Origin of the sequence: Nostoc sp. CALU 1950 (assembly GCF_051172895.1) — a bacterium.
Taxonomy (GTDB): Bacteria; Cyanobacteriota; Cyanobacteriia; order Cyanobacteriales; family Nostocaceae; genus Nostoc; species Nostoc edaphicum_A.
On sequence record NZ_JBDNJQ010000030.1, the window covers coordinates 30596 to 54336 of the forward strand.

The following is a 23741-nucleotide window of genomic DNA, read 5'->3' on the forward strand; positions in this document are numbered from 1 at the left end:
AAAGAATTGTTATTGAAGTGAAAAGCTTGTTACTCAACTTTTATCTACCCTTGTTCTAACAATTTCGCTACATTCTCTGCATTTCTCTCTTCTAAGCTTTGTAAAGTCGTCCTAGAAGGGCGAGGTTTGAAACCGAAATTTTCTATAAGCAACTTTTCCCCCGACTTTTGCAACTGCATCACATAAAACTGCCGACTTCAGCCGACTGACAAAACAAAGTGCGATCGCTTAGGCTATTGGGCATAGAGATAAAAATTTAAGTATAAAAATATGCTTAATGCCCTCAGCCCAATCACAGAAGACTTAGCAGGTCAAAGCTATCCCAGCCCTTATTACTTGCAAACACAGCGCCGCATTCGCTCACTCATAGACAAATATATTGCAGTCGAAAAACTACATGACCATCTGCAAGATTTACCGATACAGTTTGCCAATCCTCAACCGCGTCCCTGGAAACCCATTGATTGGCAAACAATTAACCGCAATCAAATTATCGGCTTAGACGCAGAGGTATTTCTATCTATATTGATAGGTGCAATGGACACAGAAGCCCCAATTCGTGGCTATACCCAAACCAGTCGCCAGTATTTGGAAAAATTGCATCCTCAAATGGCTCGGTTTGTTGGTGGAACTGTCGGTGAAGATGGCGAACTGCTAGAACTTGGTTTGTGGGAAAAGGAAGAACGCCAGCACACACCTGCATTAATCAAAATCTACACCCAATTAACAGGCGAGAAAATTACCCCAAAACTTCGGACTGTTAGAAGCTATCTTCCCACAGATGACGCTCACGAAGACTTATATCGCCACGGCTTACACCGCATTGCTACAGAATACGGTGCTACCTGTCTTTATATTTGGTTGATGGCTCACACCACTGGCGCACTCCAGGATGTTTTAGAAGAACTAGCACAGGATGAAATCAACCACATGACCAAATTCTGGGGGTTTGGAGTCTGGGCTTTTCCTGATACTGGGTTGATGCGAATTGGACGCACGCTCATCCAAACGCGATCGCAAAACTATCAGCGTAACAACCTCACTCGTACTCTCCGCCGCATGATGGCTACCCTTAACTGGAATGCTTGGTCTTTAACCAACAAAACAACTCTCCTCTTCACCTTCACCTATACAATGCATCGCCTGTGGAGTTGGAACAACACCCTCACACCAGAATACTTACAAAATTTATTTGAAACTAATTAGTCAAAACAAAGGACAAATGACAAATGACAAATGACAAATCAAAATTACCCAGCGATTTAAACCCCCAAAAAATACCCCAACATATCGCCGTGATCATGGATGGTAACGGACGATGGGCAACCAGTCGAGGATTACCGCGCATCGCTGGACATCGCCAAGGAGCAAAAACACTCAAAGAATTATTGCGTTGCTGCAAAGATTGGGGAATCAAAGCGTTGACAGCCTATGCTTTCTCAACAGAAAATTGGCAGCGTCCCGTTGAAGAAGTGAATTTTCTGATGCATTTGTTTGAGCGATTACTACGCCGCGAGTTGGCTCAGATGCATCGTGAAGGAGTACGAATCTCATTTATTGGAGATTTATCGGCTTTACCCAAGTCTCTACAGACAGAAATGGAACGTTCAATGACAGAGACGTTGAACAATCAAGCAATCCACTTTACTGTTGCAGTCAATTACGGTAGCCGCAACGAAATTACCAGAGTTTGTCGTCAAGTAGCTCAACTCGTGGAACAGGGCGAACTCAGTGCCCAAGAAGTGAATGAAAGTCTTGTAGAACAACACCTCTACACCGCAGACACTCCAGAACCCGATTTGCTGATTCGTACCAGTGGTGAGATGCGATTGAGTAATTTTCTCTTATGGCAAATGGCGTATACAGAGATGTATTTCACCGATATCTTTTGGCCAGATTTTAATAGAGAAGCATTTTATCAGGCTTTGTTGAGCTATCAAAGTCGCGATCGCCGTTTTGGTCAAGTTAAAGCTTCACTGTCAGCTTAGTGTACCAACCACCAGACATCGCCTCAAAACTAACCCAGACAGTTTTTGCCATGAGCGATAAAACAGGAGTCATAATTCAGAATGGGCTACGCCCCGCTGCGCTAACAGAATTCTGAATACTCTACCCATAAAGGGATGAGTTTTAAGGCGAGAATATTTTAATTTTTTTCGCGCCACTTGCGGGCAAGGTTTTAAACCAATATTCATTACCCAGTCGGACTCCAATTCAATTCTGTTAGCGGATAGCTAAGGTTTAGCCCATTCTGACTTCTGAGTTCTGAATTCTTCTTATAAAGTAAAAGCACCCACATTACCACGATTGGTATATGAGCGCTAACAAATAAAAACATTATCGAGGATAATCTATCTGCTATGACAGACCGAAGTAACTATAAGAATAGCAGGGACTGGGTAAATAAACTGCAAGGGTAGTTACAAATGTTTTGTTAAAAATATTACTTACCGTGAATGTGATGCTTGATTTAGGCAAAATCCAATCGATTGCGACATCCTATTCTCCTCAAGAACTCTTTGCTGCCTTGGTTTGGCAGCGTCGGTTCAATGAGTTTGATGGCGAAGAAGTGATTACCGACCTTTCCAACCACAGAAATTTATGGGCAAGCTTTCTGTTTACAAAACCAATTTTTGCACCAGATGAAAACGGTTTAAGCTTTGGTGGTATGGTCGATACCCTGCTTGCGATGGCAAACTATCGACCTATGCCTGAAACCAGCATTATCCATTTCATTGCTTATCCTGCCGATACGCTATACATTCTGACAGAGAACCAAGATACAAAAGTGTCTGAGCTTTTAGATTTGGGCAAAAAGTGGCGAGCTGACTCTGTAGAGGTAAGTGATGGCACGAATGAAGACTACGGTTTGCGGCTTAAGCGCCGACTGAGAACTAGATTGGAAGGAGCGCTATTGGGTGAGGATGTTCACCAGGATTGTGATGCGGTTGTTGTTTGCTATTGGTGGGATTGAATTCTTAAAATATCTCAATCAGAGTAATTGTGGACTAAAATCTGCTGTGCAAAACTGGATCACTACACTAAAAATAAAGTACTTAGGTGTAGCTCATCGTAGACATCGCTCTACAGATAACCTAATTATTTCTTTTGCCTGATTTACCAGTTTGATTTGAAAGTTGGTGCTTTTCTATAACCCGCTCAATCTGGCAAGTTACCGCGTCTATTCTATGTTTAACCTTATCAAAATCAATGCTCACCCAAATATAGGTTGTGTCAGGTCTTTGCTGTTTAGTATTCATATATTGCTTTACTTGTCAAGATATTTTGTTATATCTACACAATATATCCTTCTCAACTTCTAAACTACTTTCTCTAGACGTATAAGTAAATATGCTTAATGTTTACTTAAGGTTTTATCGGCTAGAAGTTCAATCAAGCAGTAATTTGATTAAGGTGCACAATTACTATCTACTGAAAGAGACGCGATATTTCGCGCCTCTAAGAACCAAAATCAAAATTCTAAGTGTTAGCTTAAATCTTTGTTTGTAGATATTGCACCAACTGTGGTGCTTGCATCACTCCCTCTATCCGATCCACAGGCTTACCTTGCTTAAACAGTACCAGGGTTGGGAGAGAGGCAATTTTATACTCAGTAGCCAAATCTGTGTATTTTTCTGTGTCGATTTTGACAATTCGTAGGCGATCTTTAAGTTGGGCATTGACTTGCTCTAAAATTGGCACCATCATCTGACAGGGACCACACCAGTCAGCGTAAAAATCTACTAATACAGGCACATCAGAAGCGGACAGCATATCATCAAAACTGTTAAATTCTTTTTTAGTTGCCATTGTGACACACGCCGATTTTCAATTGTTTGTTTCAATAGTAATTCTTAGAAAATAAAATAGGTATAGGATTATGGGTTTTGTTGGGAAAAGATTAGATTAGTTAATATAGACTGATTTGCCAGCCAAAAACCTTAAATAATTATAATAAAACACGTATACTATTTTATTTTATGCATATCCATTAGATATGTATTTAAACCTATTCTGACTAACCAACTAATTATAGAGGCGTTCACGAGAGTGATGTCTACAACAGTGTAGCTGCTATAGTTCCTAGTCTATTCCAATTAAGTGATGACTACAACGGGCTATTCGGTGACGCAGCTATAAATAAATCAACAATATATTGCTTCAAGTTATTCATCCATTAACAAAAAATAACTCATAAGATATTTAATTATAGTAAAACGTTAATTTGTCTAAATTAAGTTATATATATCTAGCTAAAAACGACGTAGAACTTTATCTATTTAGATATCTAATTTGCATCATGCCAGCAAGATTGTCATCCCGCAAGAGTTAGATTTTATCCAGACAATATTCAGATGTTCCCGAAATCACCATAAGATAATTAGCGCGGTATTTCTAAGATTGAGGAACATTAAATGACACTATTACAAGATAAAGTCGCAATTATCACAGGTGCATCACGAGGAATTGGCCGAGCGATCGCAATTGAATTAGCTGCACAAGGAGCGATCGCAGTTGTCAATTATGCCAATTCTAGTGCTGCGGCTGAGGCGGTTGTTACAGAAATTACAGCAGCCGGAGGTCAAGCGATCGCTATCCAAGCAGACGTTTCTAAAATCGAGCAAGTAGACGCACTAGTTAACGCCGTCATGGAAAAGTTCAGTCGTGTGGATATTTTGGTCAACAACGCGGGTATTACTCGTGACACACTGCTTTTGCGTTTGAAGCCAGAAGATTGGCAAGCTGTGATAGACCTTAATTTAACTGGTGTTTTCTTTTGTACACGCGCCGCCAGTAAAATTATGCTGAAGCAGCGATCGGGGCGGATTATCAACATTACCTCCGTTGCGGGGCAAATGGGCAACCCAGGTCAGTCCAACTACAGCGCCGCCAAAGCAGGTGTAATTGGTTTCACCAAAAGCGTTGCTAAAGAACTAGCTACACGCGGTATCACCGTTAACGCCGTCGCCCCTGGATTCATCACCACCGACATGACCAGCGATCTCAACAACCCCGAAGATATTCTGAAATACATTCCACTCGGTCGTTTCGGTCAGCCCGAAGAAGTCGCTGGGATGGTGCGCTTCCTCGCTGCCGACCCTGCTGCTGCTTACGTTACGGGACAAGTTTTTAATGTCGATGGCGGCATGGTAATGGCCTAAATAGTAATTTTCGTAGGTGCGTTAGCCTTCGGTATAACGCACCAATCTTATCAGGCGACTTCAGTCGCAACGACACAAGCAAAATGCCCCTGCGCGGACTAACGGCAATTAAATTTTCAATCTAAAATCCAAAATTTAAAATCTAAAATTCAGTCAAGACACAATTGTGCATCACCAAATAGCCAGTCCTAGACATCGCTTCCATACAGAGAATAAACCATAGTAGGGCTAGCATTCTAATGCCCACCCTACAAGCAACTAAGGCTGTTGGCGTATCCTTTGCCAGACAGTAAAGCCCAAAAGAAGGATAATGCTACTGGCGGTAGTCAGTATCACAGCCAAACTCATGCCTTGTATTCTCATCGCCAGCAAGTTGAAAACTAAGGTAATTGACCAAAGCGTGAACGCAGCATTGCGCTGGGAAAGTCCCCAAGCGAGTAAGCGGTGGTGCAAATGGTCTTTGCCAGGAGTACTGAGAGGGTTATTTCCTGCTAGTAGCCGCCGCACAAATACTTGAGTGGTGTCTAGCACTGGTAACAACAGAAATAAAACCGTAGGAATTAGTGCATAAACTGTGTTTTGTTGCAGTTTTCCTAAAATACTAGTTGCTGCCAGCACATAGCCAAAAAAGTATGCTCCGGCATCACCCATAATAATTCGTGACGGATGGAAATTATGGCGCAAAAAGCCCAGTGCAGCACCTCCCAAGGCTGCGAGTACCAAGATTGCCGCTGCACGGTTGTTAAATTGGGCTGCAACCCCCAACAAACTCATGGCGGTAATAAAGCTGATTCCCCCCGCCAAGCCATCCATACCATCCATTAAGTTAATGGCGTTGGTAATCCCTACTACCCATAGTACTGTCAGTGACATGGACAAGAGAGAGTCGATGGGAGTGCCAAACATCACTTGAACACTGATGCCATTAGCTACTAGCAACAGTGCCGTGACAATTTGCGCCCACAATCGAACAGAGGGCGGTAAGCCGAACTGATCATCGATAAAGCCCACAAGAACTAATATCGAACCCCCCAACAGAATAGTGAGCACCTGAGCCAATACGTTTTGGAGTTCGATCGGTCGTAAAAGGCTAGCTAATACCAGCGCGGCGATCACACCCGCGTAGATAGCTAGCCCCCCTGCATTGGGTAAAGGTTCTCGATTGAGTCGCCGTGCGTTGGGTTGGTCAGCCCAACCTACCCGCAAGGCAAATTTTCTTACTGTCGGAATTAAACGCCAAGTTACAAGCCAAGCCAATAGGAACGTAAATACTACTGCCAACCAGCCGGTGCCGCTAGGGTCGGCAATACCGAGGGACTTAAGGGAGTTGTCTAGATTCATCTCCCAATTCAAGCATTACTGCCAGTATCTAATATGAGCATCACCTGTATATTAATCAATTTTTTTTATTTCCATTTGTAACTTGAGCCGCTTGAGAGATTAGCACTCTTGCGCTGTGAGTGCTAAATTGTCTAATGGAAGCGCTGGAGAAATGAAACATGGCAAAAATTATTGCATTTGACGAGGAATCGCGGCGAGCTTTAGAAAGGGGTGTTAACGCCCTTGCCGATGCCGTAAAAATCACATTGGGGCCCAAAGGTCGCAATGTCCTTTTAGAAAAAAAGTTTGGCGCACCTCAAATTGTCAACGATGGTATCACTGTTGCCAAGGAAATTGAATTAGAAGATCCTTTGGAAAATACTGGTGCAAGACTCATCCAAGAAGTAGCCTCAAAAACTAAAGATGTCGCTGGGGATGGTACAACCACCGCCACAGTTTTAGCACAAGCCTTGATTCGGGAAGGTTTAAAGAACGTCGCGGCGGGTAGTAATCCAGTTAGCTTAAGACGTGGGATCGACAAAACTATTGAGGCACTGGTACTGGAAATTGCCAAGATAGCCAAGCCAGTAGAAGGAAGTGCGATCGCTCAAGTTGCTACTGTCTCTGCTGGTAACGATGAAGAAGTTGGCCAAATGTTAGCCCAAGCAATGGAAAAAGTCACCAAAGATGGTGTCATTACCGTTGAAGAATCTAAATCCCTCACAACTGAACTAGAAGTAGTTGAAGGGATGCAGATTGACAGAGGTTACATTTCTCCCTACTTCGTCACCAACAACGAGCGGCAAATTGTGGAATTTGAAAACGCTCGGATCTTGGTTACTGATAAAAAAATCAGCAGCATCCAAGATTTAGTGCCAATTTTGGAAAAAGTCGCCCGTTCTGGTCAGCCCTTGCTAATCATTGCAGAAGATGTCGAAGGTGATGCTTTGGCAACTCTGGTAGTGAACAAAGCGCGGGGTGTACTAGCCGTGGCTGCCATTAAAGCACCTGGGTTTGGCGATCGCCGCAAAGCTTTGTTAGAAGATATTGCCATTCTCACCGATGGACAGTTGATTTCTGAAGAAATCGGCTTGAGCCTAGATACTGCTGCTTTAGAAGCGCTGGGAACTGCCCGCAAAATTACCATTGATAAAGAAAGCACCACCATTGTAGCTGGCAGTGTCACCAAGCCAGAAGTACAAAAGCGGATTGGTCAAATTCGTAGACAGTTGGAAGAAACCGATTCTGAATACGATCAAGAAAAACTCCAAGAACGCATCGCCAAGCTTGCTGGCGGCGTGGCAGTGATTAAAGTGGGTGCGGCAACCGAAACCGAACTCAAAGACCGCAAACTGCGGATTGAAGACGCACTGAACGCTACTAAAGCTGCTGTGGAAGAAGGTATTGTTCCTGGTGGTGGGACGACCCTAATTCACTTAGCTAAGACGGTAGAAGCGATTAAAAAGACCTTACAAAATGACGAAGAAAGAATTGGGGCTGATATTGTACAACGAGCGCTAGAAGCCCCCTTGCGCCAAATAGCAGACAACGCCGGTGCTGAAGGTTCTGTAATCGTCTCGAAAGTTCGGGATAGCGAATTCAACATTGGCTACAACGCTGCTACTGGCGAATTTGAAGACTTGATTGCTGCTGGTATTATCGACCCTGCAAAAGTCGTGCGTTCAGCTTTGCAAAATGCTGGTTCAATTGCTGGTTTGGTCTTAACCACCGAAGCGATCGTTGTTGAAAAGCCAGAGAAGAAATCCGCTGCTCCTGCCCCTGACATGGGCGGTATGGGCGGCATGGGCGGTATGGGTGGCATGGGCGGCATGGGCGGCATGGGTATGTTCTAACTTCTGCTCACCCAGATAAATATTTTTTAAACAGTTTGTCTTACCCAGGCAAACTGTTTTTTGTAGCATTGCTGATTCAGAGGCGATATGTTATACCAATTCGTAATTCGTAATTCGTAATTTGTCAGATTTAAATCTGACTGATGACTAAATTATCAACCTAAATAATTGCGTAATTTATAAATTACAGTCTTTATATTGATTTTTGTAAGATTACGTGTAAGTTATCCTTATGTACTTTGTTATTTACAAATGACAAATGACAAATGACAAATGACAAATGACAAATGACTAATCACTATTAGGTAATATTTTATGGCACGAAAACTGCGTCGCCTTCCCAAAATAGTAACCAAGCTATACGAAGATGAATTCTATCACCAACCAGGAACTTTACCAGGAACCATAATTATTGATGCAGATGCTCCGCTACCGATAATTTTCTTAATTGACTATAATCAAACCAATTTCATCCGTGAACAAATAGCAACTCCAGAGGAGTGTCTCCCCTATCTTGATGCAGAATCGATTTCTTGGGTAGACGTACAAGGTTTAGGTAGTCAAGACATATTACAACGATTGGGTAACGTCTTTGAGTTACATCCTCTAGTTTTAGAAGATGTAGTCAATGTACCAGAGCGTCCCAAAACCGAGGATTATGAAGACCAATTGCTATTCATTGCCCGCATGGTAGTACCAAAGGAGAAAACATGTGGTTTTTATAGTGAGCAAGTGAGTTTAATATTAGGGAAAAATTATTTGTTGACAGTACAAGAAGAACCAGAACATGATTGCTTTGAAGCAGTGCGATCGCGAATTGAAAAAAATAAAGGTATCATCCGTAAACAAGGAGCGGATTATTTAGCTTACGCTCTGTTAGATGCGATTATTGATGGCTTTTTCCCAGTGCTGGAGCTTTATGGAGAGCGAATCGAAGAGTTAGAAGAGGAGGTAATAGTCAAACCAACCCCACAAACACTACAAAATATTTATCAAATTAGGCGAGAATTACTGCAACTACGTCGTGCTATCTGGCCCCAACGAGATGCAATTAATTCCTTAATTCGAGATGGTAGTGAACTAATTGGCGAAGAAGTACGAATCTATCTGCGAGATTGTTATGACCATACAGTGCAAGTGATGGATATGGTAGAAACGTATCGAGAACTATCATCTGGATTAATGGATGTGTACCTTTCGGCAGTGAGTAATAAAATGAATGAAATAATGAAGGTGCTAACGATAGTTTCAACAATCTTTATTCCTCTAACTTTTGTGGCCGGAATATATGGTATGAATTTCAATACTGAAAAATCGCCATATAATATGCCTGAATTGAATTGGTATTGGGGCTACCCAATTTGCTTGGCAGTTATGGTAGCGATCGCACTTAGTTTGCTATTCTTTTTTTGGCGACGCGGCTGGCTGCAAAATTCTGTAGCAATCAAGCGCAATTAAAGATTTGAGATGAGCAAGGAGTCGAATATACATTCATTAGCACCGGGAGTTAAGATTCTGAGTTATGAGGAGTAGCGACCAGAATTTAGTAGTTTTGACGATTTATATTATTGGTGTCTCATACGTTTTTAACCGCATGGTTGAATCCATTGATGACCAAGTTAAATTTGAGTTTAAAAAAGGAATCGTTGATGAGCAACTCAAAGAACAAAATCTCGACGACAAAATTGGAATTTCCTTTAAACTTAAACCCTCATACGCAATTGAAGATTTGAAAGATTTAGGAATCAGCATAGAAAATAAATCTGAGAATGTTGCCGTATACGTTGACTGGGACAATAGTTCTTTAGTAGTTGAACATAGCAAACAATCGCGGCGTGTGATTCGGAAATCACCAGACTTAACCCGCGACTTAGCAGTACCCCAAAGTCCTAGCCTGATTGCTCCCAAAAAAACACTTTCTGAAACGGTGACAGCAGAAGATGTCTTCGAGCGCGACAAAGAAGCTGGAACCTATTCAGCCAAAAAACCACTAATTGATATTAACGGGCTGCAAAAAGGGCAAAAAAAGTTGTACAACGACTTTATCAATAGAAGAAAGGAGTTGGACTTTTCCCTGCAACTAGTACTAAGGATATCTGAGGTACGTTTAGGTCTAGCCCCAGGTCGTGATTTTCCTCCCATTAGTATTATCAATTGTCCTTTCACAGTCAGGAAACTACCTTGGACTTACGCTCTACCTTGGAATAAAAAAAAGTAATATCAACCAGACAGACTATGCCATCCAAGATTACACTGGATCTAAGGAGAGAGTAGACGCAGGCGGTTGCAGATCAGTCATAGTCACTGGTTTGAGGAAAGTCCGGACTCCCGAAAGACCAAACTTGCTGGATAACGTCCAGTGCGAGCGATCGTGAGGATAGTGCCACAGAAAGATACCGCCAAGAATAGGGAATAGGGAATAGGGAATAGGGAATAGGGAAAGAAAAACCCCACTCCCCACTCACCACTCCCCACTCTCCAATCTTTGGTAAGGGTGCAAAGGTGCGGTAAGAGCGCACCAGCAGTATCGAGAGGTGCTGGCTCGGTAAACCCCGGTTGGGAGCAAGGCGATAGGAACTATGGTTGGTCTTTTACCAGTTCCGCTCAATGAGAGCCGCTAGAGGCGTCTGGTAACAGGCGTCCCAGATAGATAACTGCCCTCGCAAGAGAACAGAACCCGGCTTATGTACTGCTCTCTCCCCCTTTTTTTTAGTGCTGAGTTAGAAGAGACGCGATGAATCGCGTCTGTACAAGAGTTAGAAGTTTGTATTTTTCCCCTGCCTCCCCTGCCTCCCCTGCCTCCCCTGCCCCCTGCTCCCCCTGCCCCCTTCCCCTTGTTATGTAATGTCCCTTCCCTATCCACGCCGTCAACGGCAACTTGAAAGTTTAGTCCAAAAATTAGGTTTGTCGCTAGAAGCACCTATAAAGTGGGAACTGCTAGATTTAGCGCTAACTCATCCCACTGTTTCTGATTCGGCAAATTATGAACAGCTGGAGTTTGTTGGCGATGCAGTGGTGCGCCTGGTGTCGGCTGTTGTGTTATGGGAAAATTATCCTGATTGTCCCGTAGGGGATTTTGCGGCAATTCGTTCGGTATTGGTGAGCGATCGCATCCTCGCCCAATTGGCCAGAACTTATGGTTTGGAGTTATACTTACTCGTTGCTGGCAGTGCTACCGCTGATAAAGTTGGTCTAGAGTCACGACTAGCAGACGCTTTTGAAGCAGTTCTGGGTGCGCTTTACTTAAGTACTCAAAATCTAGAACTGATCCGCTCTTGGCTAGATCCCCACTTCCTACAATTAGCAACAGAAATTCGCCTTGATCCTGCCAGACTTAATTACAAAGCTGCTCTCCAAGAATGGACTCAGGCACAATTTAAAGTTTTACCAGAGTATCGCGTTGTGGAAGTTAGTCAACCGCACCGTAATCATGAACGTTTCGTGGCTGAAGTGTGGCTGCACGAAAACAAGCTAGGAGTTGGTAAGGGACGCTCAATCAAAACCGCTGAACAAGCCGCAGCCAAGGTAGCTTTTTTAGCAATCTCTAATCCGGAAAACCCCTGAACTCAAAAGATTACAAATAAACTGATAATCAGTTGCTAGTCATTTGTTATTTGACTAATGACTAATGACCAATGACAAGTGACAAATAACTAATGACAAACCAAATTAAAATTGCTGTCATCGGAGTTGGACGTTGGGGAGTGCATCTGCTGCGAAATTTCTTAGCACATCCCGAAGTAAATGTAGTTGCTGTAGTAGATCCTCATCCAGAACGATTAGCGGCGGTAAAGCAGCAGTTTAATTTAGATGAAAATGTATTATTAACAACTCATTGGCAAGATTTAAAGAAAGTGCCAGGATTGACAGGAGTGGCGATCGCAACTCCGGCTACCACTCACTATGATTTAATTAAAGATGCTCTCCAACAGGGATGCCATGTTTTGGCAGAAAAACCTCTAACTCTCAACCCAGTAGAATGCCGAGAACTTTGCCATCTAGCAGAGCAGCATCATTTAATACTCATGGTTGACCATACTTATTTATTTCACCCAGCAGTTGAGCGAGGAAAAACTGTAGTACAGGCGGGGAAATTAGGAGATTTACGCTATGGCTACGCGACGCGCACCCATTTAGGGCCTGTCCGGCAAGATGTTGATGCATTGTGGGACTTAGCTATTCACGATATTGCTATCTTTAACGCTTGGCTAGGTCAGATTCCTGTGAAAGTACAAGCAACCGGTACGGTGTGGCTACAGGGAGCAGGGGAGCAGGGGGGCAGGGGGGCAGAGGGGAAGAAAGATATAAATTCTCCTCTGCCTCAAGGTTTGGCTGATTTAGTATGGCTAACACTGACATACCCAGATGGCTTTCAAGCTTATATTCATTTGTGCTGGCTGAATCCTGATAAGCAGCGACGGTTGGGGATTGTAGGTAGTCTTGGCAGCTTGATTTTTGATGAAATGTCACTATCATCACCTCTAACCCTGCTGCATGGAGAGTTTAAACAGCAGGGAAATCAATTTATTCCTGTGAATCAAAAGCAGGTGGTGCTGGAATTAGAGCCAGGGGAACCATTGGGGCGAGTTTGCGATCGCTTTGTTGTCTCTATCCTTAACAATACTCCCTCAGAGGTTTCGTCTGGCTGGGTAGGCACTGAGTTAGTAGAAATTCTTGCTGCTTTAACAGCATCTCTTGAGCAAGGCGGCCAACCTGTTTTTATTGACAAGCGCTCTCAACCTTAATATTCTGGAAAATTCAAATTTCTTTTTTAAATTACAATCTACCAAGGATTACCTTTTAGAAGTCCAATTTGCATAAACTTCTGCTTTGGGAAGAGTTACCAAGAGAGTTTGCTGTGGCGAAAGACTAATCTCGTAAGTCTCGTTCCCAAGTAGTAACTGGAACTTTGAGGGCTTCTCTTTGTCTACACCTGCTTTTACAGATTTGTTAATCTTCAAAGAGGGACTTCTCACAGGCTCTTGTAGGCTAGGGTAATGGCTTGCTTTTGCTCCCTCATTCCCAGAGGAAAATCCAAGATCCCCTATATTTTCTTCTTTCTTGGGAACAGGTAACAGCGAGATATCAATCAATGGTAAGGTAATTTTCAGTGTCGTACCTTGATGAAGTCCCGTACTTTCAAGAGTAATCCTACCTCCCATAAGTTCAATTAAGTTTCGTGAAATTGCTAGTCCCAGTCCAGTGCCTTCAAACTGGCGGCTGGTTGTGCCATTCACCATCACAAATGGGCGAAATAGTTTGTGCTGTTGAGTGGGATCAATTCCTATACCTGTGTCTTTGACTACTACCACCACATTACTAGATTGAATTTCTGTAGCAATGGTGATGCTTCCTGTGTCGGTGAACTTAGTGGCATTACCGATAACATTAATTAGCACCTGCTTCAGTTTTGCTGCGTCTGCTTTAATTGGTATTGCTTGAGGATCTAACTCGCATTTCAATTGCAAGCCCTTTTGTTGAACATTAACGGATTGTAAATTAATCACCTCTAACAATATTTGTCGGAGGTCAAGAGGTGTGGTGACTACAGAAAGCTTACCTGCTTCGATTTTAGAAATGTCGAGTAAATCATTAATAATACTTAGCAAATGAATTGTTGTTTCATCGGCACGTTTGAGGAAGTCCATTTCTTCTTCGCGGCTATCACATAAGCCATCTTTAACCACGCGAATGCAGCTAATAATAGTATGTAATGGGTTTCTCAATTCATGAGAAGTCGTAGCCAAAAACTGGCTTTTAATCTGGTTAGCGCTTTTTGCTTCTTTCCAAGCTATTTCTAGTTCTTCTGCCCCAGCTTTGAGCCTTTCTACCATTTGGTTTAATGCTTGGGCCAGTTGATTGAATTCCCGGATTTGAAAATTCTGCGGAACTGGTTGTGCGGCGTGGTGAGAGTGAATATTGAGAGCGTAGTCTCGCAATTCTTCTACAGGACGTGCCAAGTAAGGAGCTAAATATAGGGATGCTAATAAACTTGCACCAATTAAACCGACTGTCAAAACGATGAGAATTAGTTTGATTTCCTCTAAACCAAAAAGCGCATTATCGACGCTAGTAACAGCTAAGACTATCCATTTTTCCTGCTGTTGTTGAGTAAGTGGATTTGTAATAGCTGTATAGCCAGCCAATAATTCTTTACCATCTGTAAAAGATAAATTTATTGAATCTTTTCGTCCTGCAATGGCATTTTTAATTATGCTCTTGAATTGAGAAGAATTTGGATGTTGATTAATATTAGTTCCCACCCAGCCTGTCAATGGGTGCGCCAAAACCGTCCCATCTTCAGCAATCACTACCATAGCACCTGTGAGCGATCCTGGTGGATTTAAGGTTTGTTGGTATAATGCAGACTGAATACTTAAACTATAAATTGAATTTTTTTGGCTATCGGAGACTGGTGCAGATAGCACTACTTGCAGTTGATTTTGTGTGTTTCTTTTACCAGTCATTCCTGTCTTTGACGGGAAGATTGTTTTGACATCAATTCCTTCACTAGGTAAAGGTAATGTCAATTTTCCAATTGCTTGATCCCCACAGCTATTAGCAATTATTTTCTGGTTTAGCAGATCCGTTAATTGGATGCACTCAACACTTGGTGGAAGTTGTTGCTTTAACTGCGTGAGAATTTCTTGCTCTTGTATGAGCGAACCCGATGGAATTACTGTTGTTTTACTTACAGTCAACAAATTAGCTTTTAAGAGAGCGATCGCATCTTCAATTCTCTGTCCTTTACTGATGGCGCTTTCTGTTAAATTTTGACGTGCAGTTCCCAATATGCTAGAACGTGCCTTATTCAAGGCAACAATCTCACCTATAAGTAAAACTGGAACAAACAGCAGCAATATTCTCGTTACTAAAATCCGACGAAAGGAAGATTGGCGGGAATTAGTCATTGAGTGTCTCACTTTGCATCCGCAAACCACAACAGCAAAGATATGTAATTAGACGAGCTAGATGAGACATTTTATTAAATTATCAGAATTTTATTTTCAATGTTTAAAAATAACAAATTGCTATAATTTAAAAAGAAACGTAGTATACCAAAACTCATGTATGGTAAATGGAAAAGCGATTTGTGTTGCATAGAAATACAGTGGTAAAATCGGGAAATATTACCTTGCAAGCATAGACTTTTTTTTGAGAATCTACACACTAGCAAAGAGAATATTCAAACTATCAAACCAATCTAATGTTGCAACATCGTCCTCATACTACAGTTGTTTTAGCAATGAGTGCAGATGGCAAAATAGCAGATTTTAAGCGATCGCCTGCTCGGTTTGGCTCAAGGGTTGATAAAGCACACTTAGAAAAACAAATCGCTGCCGCTGATGCTGTTTTATTCGGTGCTGGTACTCTCCGGGCCTATGGAACAACACTTACTGTATCAGATCCAACTTTAGTAGAACTTCGGGCGCAAGGGGGAAAGCTTCCGCAGCCAGTTCATATAGTGACTACACACTCTGCAAACCTCAATCCGGAAATTAACTTTTTTAAGCAACCAGTTAGACGTTGGCTGCTCACGACAACAGCGGGATCACTTTCATGGAAAGAACGCTTACAGACATTTCACTCAACTCTGGGAACCGGATCACAGGAGTGTCCTCCAGAATTTGAGCAGATTCTGGTTTTTGAAACACCAACACGAGAAATTGACATTCCCGCAGCTTTAAAATATCTAGCCAATATACATATAACACGCTTGGTAGTTTTAGGTGGAGGTGAATTAGTCGCTTCTTTACTGCAATTAGATTTAATTGATGAATTATGGCTGACTGTCTGTCCGCTGATTTTAGGTGGTAATACCGCACCAACACCTGTAGAAGGGAAAGGATTTTTACCCGATTTAGCTCCCAAGTTGCAACTACTAGAAGTTCATACCGTTGAGCAAGAAGTCTTTTTGCACTATCGCCTACAACGATCAGCAGATTAGATTAAGCTAAGTTAAGTTATTTATTGGGCAATTCAATTTTGGATTTTGGATTTTAGATTTTGGATTAAATTTCAATCTAAAATCCAAAATCTAAAATCTAAAATTCTTACTCCCCCACTCCCCAATCCCCTAATATGGTGGAACAACTTAAGCCTCGCTATTCTGTCGTTTGGACGAACAAAATCGCTGAAGTACCCCAAAATGCCTGGAATGCTTTGGCAATGCCACTCAAAACACCGTTTTTAGAATGGGAGTGGCTAAACAATCTCGAAACTTCCCAGAGTGCTACGGCTAAAGCTGGTTGGTTGCCAAATCACTTGACATTGTGGCGAGATAGAACGCTGATTGCTGCTGCGCCACTTTATCTTAAAGGACATAGTTCTGGTGAATTTGTTTTCGATCACCAATGGGCAGAGTTAGCCGATCGCATCGGAGTCCAATATTACCCAAAATTGCTGGGAATGACACCGTTTACTCCCGCTGAAGGTTATCGGTTTCTAATTGCCCCAGGAGAAGATGAGGATGAAATCACCGCGATGATGGTGCATGAAATTGACACTTTCTGCTCCAAAAATCGAATTTCTGGCTGTCATTTTCTCTACGTTGATCCCCAATGGCGTCCGATGCTGGAACGGCATGGCTTTACAACTTGGCTGCACCACAGCTACGTCTGGGAAAATGCTGGCTTTAAAACTTTTGATGACTACTTGCAGGTGTTTAATGCCAATCAGCGCCGCAATATCAAGCGGGAACGCAAAGCTGTGGAGAAAGCAGGTTTACGATTACAACCGTTGACTGGTGATGAAATTCCTCAGTCTTTATTTCCCTTGATGCACCAATTCTATGCTGACACCTGTGATAAGTTTGGCTGGTGGGGTAGCAAGTATCTGACACAGCGGTTTTTTGAGCAGCTATACACCGATTATCGCCATCGAGTCTTGTTTATTGCTGCATATAGCGAACAAGATAACTCTTATCCTTTAGGAATGTCCTTTTGTTTGTTTAAAGATGACAAACTCTATGGACGCTATTGGGGGAGTTTTCAAGAAATAGATTGCTTACATTTTGATGCTTGCTATTATGCGCCAATTGAGTGGGCGATCGCTAACGGCATCCAAATTTTTGATCCTGGCGCAGGTGGACGCCATAAAAAACGGCGCGGTTTCCCAGCTATGCCCAATCACAGTCTGCACAGATTTTACAATAATCGTTTAGGACAAATTATCCGTCCCTATATTAAGGAAGTGAATCAACTCGAACAGCAGCAGATTGAGGACATTAATGCAGAGTTGCCATTTAGTAACCGAGATTCTTAATATTTGCCAAGGTAGAGGGTGAACGACGAATTACACTTGATATAGAGTATAAAAACCCTCAAGAAAGAAAATTTCTTTTTATAATGTTTATGGATTTAATAGTTGAAAATTTGGTCGCAATTGATGATAAACTTTCCCAGCGTCATATTGACCTTGATCCCGGTGGATATTTCATTATTTACTTGGATCGAGATGCAAGGTTAATTTATGCCAAGCATTTTACAAATGTAATTGACGATCGCGGTTTAGCTGTCGATCCCGAAACGGGAAAGGTAATTCCGGCGCGAGAAAAGGTGGAACGAACTTACACGACAGTTTTTAGTGCGAGGACGGCGAAAGAACTTTGCGTGAAGATTTTTGAAGAAACTCAGCCCTGTGTTGTAACTCAATTAAATCATGCAGCTTATTTAGGTCGAGAATTTGTTCGGGCTGAGGTGGCTTTAGTTACAGAACAAGAGTATGTTCAGGATTAAGCCAATTTTAGATTTTTAATTTTGGATTTTGGATTTTGGATTGAAGGAAAATCTAAAATCTAAAATCTAAAATTGAATGATTCTCCCATTACCCATTAGATGATGGCTGATTTATCTGATAGATATAGTAAGTCGCCATTGGGATAACGGTGGCGGCAATTAACAATCCTACTACCCAAGCAGTCGCGTTACCTTGGTTGGTTTCTTCTGCTTTCTTGAAAGTGCCTCCAACCTGCACATTATCAATTATTTTGGGTGGGCCTGGATCGGCTTCGCCAGAGAGAACGGCGACAAGGCGATCGCTCGCATCTAGAAATGCCTGATTGTATTTGTTACCATTGCGTAACGGCACACTTACTGTTTCAGTAGCGACACTCTCGGCAATAGAGTCTGTGAGTAAAGGCTTGACTTGATCCCCAGAAATAATGGCAGTACCATTGGTAACCGTATCAATAACCAATAAGGTTTGATTAGCTTGGGCTTCTTTAGTAGGAAACCATTTTTTAAACAGTTCTTTGCTGAAGCTTTCTGGTGTTTCGCCATAATCGAGGCGGCGAACAGTAACAATTCTAACTTCCTTATCTGTTTGCTTTGCCAAATCCTCAAAAGCGCTGCTAATCTTGCCTTCATTCAGACGGCTGATGACTTCAGCTTGATCTAAAACCCAGGTGTCATTCCCTGCTTTGAGATTGGGTATTTGATACACACCTGTGGCTAAAGCAGGTGTAGCAAACAGTGAGGCTGCTAAAATAACCATCACCAAAGGTAGAATTAGCCGGATGAGGTGTTTTTGACTGCTAAATAGTTGTTTGAGGAGCTGTTTCATTGTGTGATCCCTAAGACAGACTTGCACCCAAAATACTACAGAACCACTGCAAAAATCACCTCGTTCCTGGTTTTCTCAAGTATTAAATTTCTGCTACTACTAGCAGATATAGATTGTACGGGATTTTTTGATCAAACAGAATAAAGGCGTCAGTCGTCAGAATGGGCTAAACGCCCCGCTAACAAAATGAATTCTGTATGATTGGCGGATAGCGCAGCGTCTTGATTCTGACTCCTGAATTCTGACTTCTTCTTCAATGCACAAACTTGTGATAATGGCGGTTGCAAGCATTAACTTGACGCTAACACTTTTGCTAGTCACAAGAAATACCGCCCATTTTGGGGATTAACCCAAATACTGAGGGCGGAATTTGCAAACCATCTAGAAATCATATCGTATGATCAATATTTTTGGCAGAATCAAGCATATTTTTTCATATCTGCAAGTAGTTTTTGCTGTTATACCCTTTGATGGATGATATCTGCATTTTTCTGATAATTTAGCTAAATCTATATCAATAATATATACATGACCATAATTTTAACTAACGACGACGGTATTGATGCCCCCGGCATCCGAGCGCTGCTGAAAGCTGTAAACGGCAAAAATACTATTATCGCTGCTCCTGCTGATCACCAATCTGGGTGTGGACATCAAGTTACTACCACTCGTGCCATCAACCTCCAGCGACGTTCTGAGACTGAGTATGCGATCGCAGGCACTCCCGCAGATTGTGTGAGAATTGCAATTACACAAATTACCGCAGATGTCAAATTTGTGCTTTCAGGTATTAACGCTGGGGGTAACTTGGGAGTAGATGCTTATATTTCTGGGACAGTTGCGGCTGTACGGGAAGCTGCAATGCACGGTATACCCGGAATTGCTATTTCTCACTATCGCAAAGCCAACCAGGATTTTGATTGGGATCTAGCTGCCAAATTCACAGCTGAAGTTTTAGTGGACTTGCTCAAGCGTCCTCTAGAACCAGGAAGTTTCTGGAATGTCAACTTACCCCATCTACAACCAGGAGAAGCAGATCCTAATGTGGTGTTTTGCCAAGCTTGTACCAAACCTTTGCCCGTGAACTATCGAATTGAAGGCGACGATTTTTATTATGTAGGGGAATATGGCAAACGCGATCGCACTCCTGGTAGCGATGTGGATGTATGTTTTTCCGGTAATATCGCCGTAACTCAGTTAAGGGTTTGACATTCAGTTAGCCTTAATTGCAGGGCTATTTGGACATTGGGGAGAGCTATGACTATGTTTGTGCGATCGCGATCAAAATTTTCAAGAATTTGAAATCTGGTAAAACCATTGAACAATCAACTTTCAATTAAGGAAAAATTACAAGCCACGCTTGAAAAGATTCAAACAAAAAGCGATGGCTCTCCCATTACCGATTTGCAGCTAGATAAAACCTTAGCCGCAGAAATTGAACAATTGACGACGGAACTAGAGAGCGTCAATCCTAATTCCCATCCTCTTCTCTACGCGACTTCTTTGCTGGCGGGAACTTGGCAACTGCAATACTCCACAGCTAGAGAAATCCGTTCTTTAGTTTCTCTCCCACTCGGATTAAAGCTGGGTAAAGTTTATCAAGTGATTGATGTTGCAAATAAATTTTTTTTCAATCTAGCTCAAGTTAAACATCCTCTGGGGATAGTATCGGGATATGTCAAAGTGACAGCTAGCTTTGAGCCAGCCAAAGAAGATTTCGAGCTTCTAGCGAACAAACGGATCAACGTCTATTTTGACAAACGTTACCTATCGATTGAGAAGATTGTTGGCATTAATACCCCTCAACTCAATCCATTTAAGGTTGTCCCAGCTAATAATCCTACTAGTAGAACTCCCACACTGGATATTACTTACTTAGATGAAACCTTAAGAATTGGACGTGGAGGAGATGGCAGTTTATTCATTCTTCGTAAATCCGATGATTTACCTGAATTCACCTCCTCAACTTGAAATGGATCGCTCCACCGAATGAATATGGCTCTCTCAACAATTCATCTTTTCAGAAAGGTAAAATCAGGTTCTGCAATGGTAGAGCTTAAAACATTAAATTTAAAGGTAGGTCATGGTATAGAAGGAGATATTAATGCCGATCCTATAAGTCCCAGGCAAATTTTAATCGTTAGGAATGAAGATATTTTAGACTTATCAATTCAGCCAGGAGATTTGCGAGAAAATATTGTAGTTACAGGTATAGAATTTGATAATTTTATCCCTGGATCTCTATTAACCTTTGAAAGTGGTGCGGCAATTCGTCTAACTTTTCACTGCGAACCTTGTAAGCGAATAGCCCACTTGGTAGAATCATTAAAAACCATCCAATATAAAAGAGGAATTTTAGGTATAGTTATTAAATCAGGTAAAATCCAAGTTGGTAGTAATTTTCAGCTTAAAACTAATGAATTTCCTGCACTATCTGAAAATCCATATCAACGATTCCTAAATTTTATCATCAAAATTCCAAGTGGAAAAGTAGTTACATATAAACAGATAATCAAAGGGATAGGAGTAGATAATAGTTATCTAAGAGCTATTCCTACTTACCTGAAAAAAACCTCGGATACTGATTATCCGGTACATAGAATATTAGACTCTAAAGGCTATTTGATAACTTATGTTAATCAACAAAAAAATAAGTTAGAGGCTGAAGGAATTAAGGTTTTATCTGAGACAGATGTATTGGGAAACTTAAACAAAAATTTTGTAGATATTAAAGATTATCTATGGGAAGATTACACTCTATATTTAGAATAGTACTATTGGTTTCATGATATTTGTAATATAACCTAGTATTTTGGTAGGGAAAATGCTTAATTTCATCAAGATAATCCCTGATTTTTGATTTGCTTAGATGTAGCTTCCATAAAGTCAATAAAAACTTTTATAAGCTTATGAATTCCCTCGCTACCTCCTGCAATTAAACCTCCTGTCAACAATGCATCTAAACAACGAAAAATAATTACTTGGATTGAATTATCTAAATCAATAACTACAAGTGGTTCAATTGAGCGAATACCTATTGCACTCATTAAAAGACCGAATAAAAGGGATGTCCATAGGGCAATTATTCGTGTATCAGATTTATAGGCCGCTCTTTGGCGCTCTTTTTCATTTATATCATCAATTTGTGGTTTGAATATTTTTAACGAGTCTTGTTGATTTTGGGTAAAATTTTGAATGATTTGCTGTTCTAGGCTCATTCCTTCAGGAGGTAATCCACTGATTTGATTTGATTCTAAAGAAGGAAACTGTTTCTGTTGGGCTTCCATAAGTCTTATTTTCTCCGAAACTAGAGTCTTTTCTTGCCTAATACTAATATCTAATTGCTCGATAAATGAACCGCGCCAAGTAGTTAGAAAAACTTCTAATGAACGTTCCAACAACAAAGAAATAAATAGTTGTAATGAGAGTAATTGGACAATATCATTAAGCCCAAATGGTTTTAAAAGAAATGGTTTAGATGATAACCAAGTTGACAAAGTTACTATTAGAAAACTAATAATTATTAATACAAGAAATAGAGGAGAGTCTGGAGAAAGCTTTAGCAACGTATCTATACTCCTGTTTCGCGTCACATATTTAGTACAGCCTGGAGGTGAGAACTACACCTGCTGAGTAACTTAACAACGTTAATTTGATAGAACAGTAAATAATTTGTGACTCCACACTTTTTTTCAGGAGTGTGATATGCCAATACGGTTCGGTTAAAGGGGAAAGGGGAACGGGGAAAGGTTTTAAATACATCTTTTACCCCTTACCCCAAAACCAATTCCCAGGTCATAAAGCAAGTGAAGAGAGCTTATCCGAACCGTATTGTGTGATCGGCCCCACTGTGAGAGCGATGTCTTTAACGGGCTACGCCTACGTACCTTGGTGGTAGCAGGAAGCACTCTACAAGTAAATACTAGGCTTCAAATGCACGGTGCGAAGTGGCGATCGCATTTCCTCCCCGTTTTCTCTCGAAAAGGTGCGCTAGAGCAAGCAGCAACCGTAGCACCAACTAAAAACCCCTCTAAGCTAGAAGGGGTTAAAGTAATTTTTGCTAATGGGATAGTAATTGAGGAAAGACAGCAGCTTTTCCTGCTTTGTGACGGATTTTCTAATCAAAGCAACGAGATGATAGTACAGCATTTTATAATCCATTACGGCAACGCTGTATTTAGTAAGATAAATTACTGGTGTTGTCAAATGATGTCAGCTGCGACTCAACAGCATTTAGATAACCTCTATCATTCAAAGCTTGTACTGGTAACTTTTTCGCGTTGACAGCAGCCTTAACTACATCTAGTGCAGTCAGCTTTCCTGTTTGGTATTGAAATACCAAAGCGCTACCACTAGGAATACCCTGTGCTTTCAGATTACCTTGATAAGCGAGAAATGCAGCATCAAAGGGTTTGAGGTAGCTGACGTTCGTAGAATGAGTAGATAAATTATTAGAGTTGATAGCTATAAGTTCGCCACTATTATTAGTAGCTATTTGAGCGCCACCGATTCCAGGCAATAAAGCAATAGAAGTAACAATGAGTACAGAATCTATCAATGTGGAGAGTTTCATAGGATTATCTTTAGTTAAAATTAAGTGCAGTTAGTGTTCTTGAGTAATAGAGTCTTATTTTTTATCAGTCTTAACCTCCTGCACTCAGGTCACCTGAACGGTTGATTTGTTCCTCACCCGTTCGGGTGAGCTAGTTGAGTCCAATAATTGAAAAAATCAACAATGTGTGGAAAATTGAGCGAGGGAAAGAGTTTCATCGCTGATGTTGTGTTGGTTAATAAATTGGGAGTAAAGTTCAGGATAAACTTGAACAGATATATATTTAACTGA

At 41.4% G+C, this 23741-nt stretch carries 21 protein-coding genes and 1 other RNA gene; 16 read left to right on the plus strand and 6 right to left on the minus strand.

Annotated elements, in window-relative coordinates:
- The first annotated feature begins 270 nt into the window (after positions 1-270).
- The 3 genes from ABF638_RS11145 (at position 271) to ABF638_RS11155 (ending at position 2974) form a co-directional block, all read left to right on the plus strand.
- Complete coding sequence (locus ABF638_RS11145) at positions 271-1206, plus strand: ferritin-like domain-containing protein (protein WP_435022798.1); 936 nt, start codon at positions 271-273, stop codon at positions 1204-1206.
- 23 nt (positions 1207-1229) lie between these two features.
- Positions 1230-1988, plus strand: a complete 759-nt coding sequence (locus ABF638_RS11150) for an isoprenyl transferase (RefSeq protein WP_435022799.1) — start codon at positions 1230-1232, stop codon at positions 1986-1988.
- Positions 1989-2461: 473 nt separating this feature from the next.
- Positions 2462-2974 carry a hypothetical protein gene (locus ABF638_RS11155; protein WP_435022819.1) on the plus strand — a complete coding sequence of 171 codons (513 nt, stop codon included), beginning with the start codon at positions 2462-2464 and terminating at the stop codon, positions 2972-2974.
- Positions 2975-3492: 518 nt separating this feature from the next.
- On the opposite strand, the gene trxA is transcribed toward ABF638_RS11155, so the two are convergent.
- Complete coding sequence (gene trxA, locus ABF638_RS11160) at positions 3493-3810, minus strand: thioredoxin (RefSeq protein ID WP_181931637.1); 318 nt, start codon at positions 3808-3810, stop codon at positions 3493-3495.
- Positions 3811-4415: 605 nt separating this feature from the next.
- On the opposite strand from trxA, the gene fabG reads away from it, so the two are divergent.
- The gene (gene fabG / locus ABF638_RS11165) at positions 4416-5162 is read left to right on the plus strand and encodes a 3-oxoacyl-[acyl-carrier-protein] reductase (RefSeq protein WP_435022800.1); all 747 of its coding nucleotides are present in this window, start codon (positions 4416-4418) and stop codon (positions 5160-5162) included.
- 258 nt (positions 5163-5420) lie between these two features.
- On the opposite strand, the gene ABF638_RS11170 is transcribed toward fabG, so the two are convergent.
- On the minus strand, positions 5421-6503 hold the full coding sequence (locus tag ABF638_RS11170; RefSeq protein WP_435022801.1) for an MraY family glycosyltransferase: 1083 nt from the start codon (positions 6501-6503) through the stop codon (positions 5421-5423).
- 158 nt (positions 6504-6661) lie between these two features.
- Between ABF638_RS11170 and groL the strand changes: the two genes are divergently transcribed.
- The 6 genes from groL (at position 6662) to ABF638_RS11200 (ending at position 13080) form a co-directional block, all read left to right on the plus strand.
- Positions 6662-8335, plus strand: coding sequence for a chaperonin GroEL (gene groL / locus ABF638_RS11175; protein ID WP_435022802.1), 1674 nt, complete (start codon positions 6662-6664; stop codon positions 8333-8335).
- A 315-nt stretch (positions 8336-8650) separates the two neighbouring features.
- Positions 8651-9793 (plus strand): magnesium/cobalt transporter CorA, encoded by a 1143-nt coding sequence (gene corA, locus ABF638_RS11180; RefSeq protein WP_435022803.1) that lies wholly within the window; start codon positions 8651-8653, stop codon positions 9791-9793.
- 64 nt (positions 9794-9857) lie between these two features.
- A complete protein-coding gene (locus ABF638_RS11185; RefSeq protein WP_069068953.1) occupies positions 9858-10553 on the plus strand; it encodes a hypothetical protein in 696 nt (231 codons plus the stop codon).
- 48 nt (positions 10554-10601) lie between these two features.
- An RNA gene (rnpB, locus tag ABF638_RS11190) (RNase P RNA component class A) lies at positions 10602-11036 on the plus strand.
- A 143-nt stretch (positions 11037-11179) separates the two neighbouring features.
- On the plus strand, positions 11180-11899 hold the full coding sequence (rnc, locus tag ABF638_RS11195; RefSeq protein WP_435022804.1) for a ribonuclease III: 720 nt from the start codon (positions 11180-11182) through the stop codon (positions 11897-11899).
- Between the two features lie 92 nt (positions 11900-11991).
- Positions 11992-13080, plus strand: a complete 1089-nt coding sequence (locus tag ABF638_RS11200) for a Gfo/Idh/MocA family protein (RefSeq protein ID WP_435022805.1) — start codon at positions 11992-11994, stop codon at positions 13078-13080.
- A 48-nt stretch (positions 13081-13128) separates the two neighbouring features.
- Here the strand turns inward: ABF638_RS11200 and ABF638_RS11205 are convergent, their stop codons facing one another.
- Positions 13129-15246 carry a sensor histidine kinase gene (locus ABF638_RS11205; protein WP_435022806.1) on the minus strand — a complete coding sequence of 706 codons (2118 nt, stop codon included), beginning with the start codon at positions 15244-15246 and terminating at the stop codon, positions 13129-13131.
- 296 nt (positions 15247-15542) lie between these two features.
- On the opposite strand from ABF638_RS11205, the gene ABF638_RS11210 reads away from it, so the two are divergent.
- The 3 genes from ABF638_RS11210 to ABF638_RS11220 all read left to right on the plus strand — a co-directional run bounded on the left by ABF638_RS11210 (position 15543) and on the right by ABF638_RS11220 (position 18072).
- Complete coding sequence (locus tag ABF638_RS11210) at positions 15543-16283, plus strand: RibD family protein (protein ID WP_435022807.1); 741 nt, start codon at positions 15543-15545, stop codon at positions 16281-16283.
- A gap of 134 nt (positions 16284-16417) precedes the next feature.
- Positions 16418-17599 (plus strand): GNAT family N-acetyltransferase, encoded by a 1182-nt coding sequence (locus ABF638_RS11215; RefSeq protein ID WP_435022808.1) that lies wholly within the window; start codon positions 16418-16420, stop codon positions 17597-17599.
- Between the two features lie 89 nt (positions 17600-17688).
- The gene (locus tag ABF638_RS11220; RefSeq protein ID WP_181931627.1) at positions 17689-18072 is read left to right on the plus strand and encodes a DUF4346 domain-containing protein; all 384 of its coding nucleotides are present in this window, start codon (positions 17689-17691) and stop codon (positions 18070-18072) included.
- A gap of 88 nt (positions 18073-18160) precedes the next feature.
- Here ABF638_RS11220 and psb32 read toward each other — a convergent pair whose 3' ends face one another.
- Positions 18161-18898: a photosystem II repair protein Psb32 gene (gene psb32 / locus ABF638_RS11225; RefSeq protein ID WP_435022809.1), complete on the minus strand. Its 738-nt coding sequence runs from the start codon at positions 18896-18898 to the stop codon at positions 18161-18163.
- Between the two features lie 528 nt (positions 18899-19426).
- Between psb32 and surE the strand changes: the two genes are divergently transcribed.
- The 3 genes from surE to ABF638_RS11240 all read left to right on the plus strand — a co-directional run bounded on the left by surE (position 19427) and on the right by ABF638_RS11240 (position 21670).
- Positions 19427-20107, plus strand: coding sequence for a 5'/3'-nucleotidase SurE (gene surE / locus ABF638_RS11230; RefSeq protein WP_435022810.1), 681 nt, complete (start codon positions 19427-19429; stop codon positions 20105-20107).
- 108 nt (positions 20108-20215) lie between these two features.
- Complete coding sequence (locus ABF638_RS11235; protein ID WP_435022811.1) at positions 20216-20869, plus strand: PAP/fibrillin family protein; 654 nt, start codon at positions 20216-20218, stop codon at positions 20867-20869.
- Between the two features lie 18 nt (positions 20870-20887).
- Positions 20888-21670: an MGMT family protein gene (locus tag ABF638_RS11240; protein ID WP_435022812.1), complete on the plus strand. Its 783-nt coding sequence runs from the start codon at positions 20888-20890 to the stop codon at positions 21668-21670.
- A gap of 65 nt (positions 21671-21735) precedes the next feature.
- On the opposite strand, the gene ABF638_RS11245 is transcribed toward ABF638_RS11240, so the two are convergent.
- Together ABF638_RS11245 and ABF638_RS11250 are read right to left on the minus strand one after the other, a co-directional pair.
- Entirely contained in the window at positions 21736-22464 is a 729-nt protein-coding gene (locus ABF638_RS11245) for a hypothetical protein (protein ID WP_435022813.1), read from the minus strand.
- Between the two features lie 611 nt (positions 22465-23075).
- Complete coding sequence (locus tag ABF638_RS11250) at positions 23076-23471, minus strand: hypothetical protein (protein ID WP_435022814.1); 396 nt, start codon at positions 23469-23471, stop codon at positions 23076-23078.
- Positions 23472-23741 lie beyond the last annotated feature (270 nt).

What these genes read in the sequence shown, in the direction of transcription:
- trxA (WP_181931637.1), bottom strand. Translation starts at nt 3,810, where the DNA reads ATGGCAACTAAAAAAGAATTTAACAGTTTTGATGATATGCTGTCCGCT.
- corA (WP_435022803.1), top strand. Translation starts at nt 8,651, where the DNA reads ATGGCACGAAAACTGCGTCGCCTTCCCAAAATAGTAACCAAGCTATAC.
- psb32 (WP_435022809.1), bottom strand. Translation starts at nt 18,898, where the DNA reads ATGAAACAGCTCCTCAAACAACTATTTAGCAGTCAAAAACACCTCATC.
- rnc (WP_435022804.1), top strand. Translation starts at nt 11,180, where the DNA reads ATGTCCCTTCCCTATCCACGCCGTCAACGGCAACTTGAAAGTTTAGTC.
- fabG (WP_435022800.1), top strand. Translation starts at nt 4,416, where the DNA reads ATGACACTATTACAAGATAAAGTCGCAATTATCACAGGTGCATCACGA.
- ABF638_RS11155 (WP_435022819.1), top strand. Translation starts at nt 2,462, where the DNA reads ATGCTTGATTTAGGCAAAATCCAATCGATTGCGACATCCTATTCTCCT.
- ABF638_RS11210 (WP_435022807.1), top strand. Translation starts at nt 15,543, where the DNA reads ATGTTGCAACATCGTCCTCATACTACAGTTGTTTTAGCAATGAGTGCA.
- ABF638_RS11185 (WP_069068953.1), top strand. Translation starts at nt 9,858, where the DNA reads ATGAGGAGTAGCGACCAGAATTTAGTAGTTTTGACGATTTATATTATT.
- ABF638_RS11205 (WP_435022806.1), bottom strand. Translation starts at nt 15,246, where the DNA reads ATGACTAATTCCCGCCAATCTTCCTTTCGTCGGATTTTAGTAACGAGA.
- groL (WP_435022802.1), top strand. Translation starts at nt 6,662, where the DNA reads ATGGCAAAAATTATTGCATTTGACGAGGAATCGCGGCGAGCTTTAGAA.
- surE (WP_435022810.1), top strand. Translation starts at nt 19,427, where the DNA reads ATGACCATAATTTTAACTAACGACGACGGTATTGATGCCCCCGGCATC.
- ABF638_RS11150 (WP_435022799.1), top strand. Translation starts at nt 1,230, where the DNA reads ATGACAAATGACAAATCAAAATTACCCAGCGATTTAAACCCCCAAAAA.
- ABF638_RS11200 (WP_435022805.1), top strand. Translation starts at nt 11,992, where the DNA reads ATGACAAACCAAATTAAAATTGCTGTCATCGGAGTTGGACGTTGGGGA.
- ABF638_RS11250 (WP_435022814.1), bottom strand. Translation starts at nt 23,471, where the DNA reads ATGAAACTCTCCACATTGATAGATTCTGTACTCATTGTTACTTCTATT.
- ABF638_RS11215 (WP_435022808.1), top strand. Translation starts at nt 16,418, where the DNA reads ATGGTGGAACAACTTAAGCCTCGCTATTCTGTCGTTTGGACGAACAAA.
- ABF638_RS11170 (WP_435022801.1), bottom strand. Translation starts at nt 6,503, where the DNA reads ATGAATCTAGACAACTCCCTTAAGTCCCTCGGTATTGCCGACCCTAGC.
- ABF638_RS11220 (WP_181931627.1), top strand. Translation starts at nt 17,689, where the DNA reads ATGGATTTAATAGTTGAAAATTTGGTCGCAATTGATGATAAACTTTCC.
- ABF638_RS11240 (WP_435022812.1), top strand. Translation starts at nt 20,888, where the DNA reads ATGAATATGGCTCTCTCAACAATTCATCTTTTCAGAAAGGTAAAATCA.
- ABF638_RS11145 (WP_435022798.1), top strand. Translation starts at nt 271, where the DNA reads ATGCTTAATGCCCTCAGCCCAATCACAGAAGACTTAGCAGGTCAAAGC.